Source organism: Microbacterium sp. (genome assembly GCF_039812165.1).
In the GTDB taxonomy this organism is placed as follows: domain Bacteria; phylum Actinomycetota; class Actinomycetes; order Actinomycetales; family Microbacteriaceae; genus Microbacterium.
This window is the reverse complement of sequence record NZ_JBDIAB010000304.1, coordinates 1-2,720: the sequence shown is the minus strand read 5'-3', so window position 1 is coordinate 2,720 and position 2,720 is coordinate 1. Positions and strand designations below refer to the sequence as shown.

3 protein-coding genes are annotated in these 2,720 nt (G+C 66.5%); 1 reads left to right on the top strand and 2 read right to left on the bottom strand.

The window, feature by feature from the left end; translation table 11 throughout:
- Positions 1-22 precede the first annotated feature (22 nt).
- Both WML84_RS14700 and WML84_RS14695 read right to left on the bottom strand, forming a co-directional pair.
- Entirely contained in the window at positions 23-319 is a 297-nt protein-coding gene (locus WML84_RS14700; RefSeq protein WP_347346881.1) for a transposase, read from the bottom strand.
- 88 nt (positions 320-407) lie between these two features.
- Positions 408-1,799 carry a DUF2252 domain-containing protein gene (locus WML84_RS14695; RefSeq protein WP_347346880.1) on the bottom strand — a complete coding sequence of 464 codons (1,392 nt, stop codon included), beginning with the start codon at positions 1,797-1,799 and terminating at the stop codon, positions 408-410.
- 82 nt (positions 1,800-1,881) lie between these two features.
- Between WML84_RS14695 and WML84_RS14690 the strand changes: the two genes are divergently transcribed.
- Positions 1,882-2,220, top strand: coding sequence for a hypothetical protein (locus tag WML84_RS14690; protein ID WP_347346879.1), 339 nt, complete (start codon positions 1,882-1,884; stop codon positions 2,218-2,220).
- The last annotated feature ends 500 nt before the right edge of the window (positions 2,221-2,720 follow it).

Genomic DNA, 2,720 nt, shown 5'->3' with positions numbered 1-2,720 from the left:
GTGACGATGAACGCGGCCATCTCTACCGGCCCATCGCCTCGTTGACCCAGAGGGCGACCGAGCGCTTGAGGACATCACGCTGCATCCGCAGCTCGGCGATCTCCTTCCGCAGCCGGACCAGCTCAGCGCGCTCGTCCTCGCTCAGCCCGGCCTGACCACCCTCGCGCCGGCGCCGCTCGACCGCGCACCAGTTCCCCAGCGTGCCCTCGTTGACGCCCAGATCCCGGGCCACCTGCGCGATCGGCTTCCCCGTCTCGAAGACCAGCTGCACCGCACCACGCTTGAAGTCCTCGTCGAACTTCCGCCGTGTCTCTGCCATCGCCATACCTCCTCAAAGGCGATGTCTCCACGCTACGGGGGCAAACCCACTCGCGTCGGGGTCCGGAGGTGCACGCTCCGAACCGCGGTCAGACTCCGGTCTCGGCCGGGAGGCGTCCGGATGCGACGGCTCGGCGCAGCAGTTCGAAGTCGGCCTCGGCGACATCGGCGTATGCGGCCGACCATGCCGTCGTCGCCTCGGCGAATTCTTCGGATCGGCCGAGGTAGCCCACGATTGCAGCCGAGGCGAAGGACTGCCCGTGCGCCCGAGCCAGGAGTGCGGCGCACAGCGCACCGTACGAGCGGAACTGGTCGGTGTCGAGCGTGTCCGGCTCGATCGACCCCTTCATGTCGCGGAACTGCCGCCAGTAGTAGTCCACCCGGTAACGGTCCGCGGCGTCACCGGCCCAGCCGCGGATCCATCCGACGAATAGGTCGGAGTTCGCCTGCAGGATCCGCTGGGCGGCGACGACGCGGTGGCCCTCGATGAAGTCAGTCACGCCGGGGCGACCGGGGATGATCGACCGCCGGCCCCCGTACGTCGTCAAGACGGACGGCGGAGCCTCCTTGGCCTGGAGGAACAGCATGTCGCCGGTGGGGCCCTCGACTGCGACCAGGTAGCAGCGGGTGCCGACGCTGCCGACACCGACGACCCGCAGGGCGAAGTCGACCACGCGGTATTGCTCCAGCAGAAACGCGATGTCCTCGCGCAGGGTCGCGCGGTATTGGGTGAAGAAGTCGGTGACCTCGCCCAAGGTCGCGTGGTCGACGTGGCGCAGGATGGGAGGTTGATCGACGATGCGGATGCCGCCGTCGGCCGAAATCGTCGTCAGGCGCTGCAGGAGACGCTCGGACGTGCGTGCGCGAGCCTTCTTCGCCGCTTTGCGGACCGTCCGCTCGCCTTTCTCCCCGAAGTGACGTGCGACCGAGGACGTGTCGACCCGGGTGTAGTAGCGCTCCCGCGTGGAGAGGCGGCAATAGCCCCGCAACATCTCGCGGTACGCGTCAGCCGCGGCGAAGGCCGCGTCGCGGCATGCGCCCTCGCTCAAGCCGATGTCGCGCCCGCCGATGTACACGCTCGCGGTGAGCCGGCGCACGTCCCACTCCCACGGCGCGACGCCACCCTCGTCGAAGTCGTTGAGGTCGAAGACGAGCGCGCGTTCGGGCGAGGCGAAGAAGCCGAAGTTCCGTATGTGGGCGTCGCCACAGGAGACGACCTCGAGGTCGGTGGTGGGTGCACCGCGCAGGTCGGCCGCCATAACCGCCGCCGTGCCCCGGTAAAATGAGAACGGCGATTGCAGCATCCGTCCCACCCGCACCGGCACGAGATCCTTCAGTCTCGACGCGTGCTGTTCCTCGAGGATGCCGAGGGGATCCCGGTCGACGGGGAGGACCAGCTCGGCCAAGCCTCGCCGCGGCAGACGCTTGCGCACCCGGCGTCCGGCTTCGTTCGCGGATGACCGTCGCTCGCCGTTGCCCATGTGGGCAGGCTACTGCGTGCCGTGCGTAGAAGTCCTTTGCGGGGGGGTCGAGACTGACCACGGCGGCGGCCAGTGACGAAAGGTGGACTTCTGTGTCGCCGTCAACGGTGAAGTCGATGCGATCGTTGGCAGCCACGAAGGTAGCGACTTGGCCAGTGAGGGCTTCGATTGCGATCTTCCCGAGTTGCTCGGCGGTGAGACCGGCCCGTTCGCTGATGGTGTCGTCGTCGACTGGGATGCCTGCGCTGTTTCGCCGAGAACCTGTCGGATCGCCAGGAGGGTAGCGGTGGTGGACTCGGAGTCCCTCAAGCGTGCGGTTGCCGAGCTCGTCATGGCTGACGTGGAACTCAGTCCCTTTACTGGTAACTACGACTTCGTCGTCGTAATACTTGATCGTGCTGTGAATCTTGGCGATCCGTAGGTCAACGTCGAGGCCTTGCAGGTAGGGGACGAGGTACAGCACTTGGCGTGCGCGACGGATCTGATCGGTTGCGTTACCTTCTTTCAGTCTCGAGTAGGGGGTCTGTTTTACACCCGTTGCGACCAGTAGCACTCTGGCGACGTATCCGCCTGCCCCTCGACGAGTTCTGCTTCTGCGTTGAGTCCCCTCGACCGCTTGACGAGTGGTCTGAGCATGATCAAGGACGTGCGTCATGGCCCACATGGTGTTGAACGTCGCCACCTGAGCATCGAGGTAGTCATCGATGATCATCGGTTGGCTTGTGGCCAGCGCGGGCTGCCCGCACTCCGCGCACCGCGTCACGGCTCGCCCGACAGGTGCCTTCTGTGCCTCGTAGAACCGGGACCGGCAAGCGTCCGAACACAGGATCACCCTTCGGCGCATGTCCCCTCCGAAGGATTACCCGCTGCCCGCACGCAGCGCAGGGCGCGGGGTCGTCCATGTCCTCCGTGCAAAGCCAT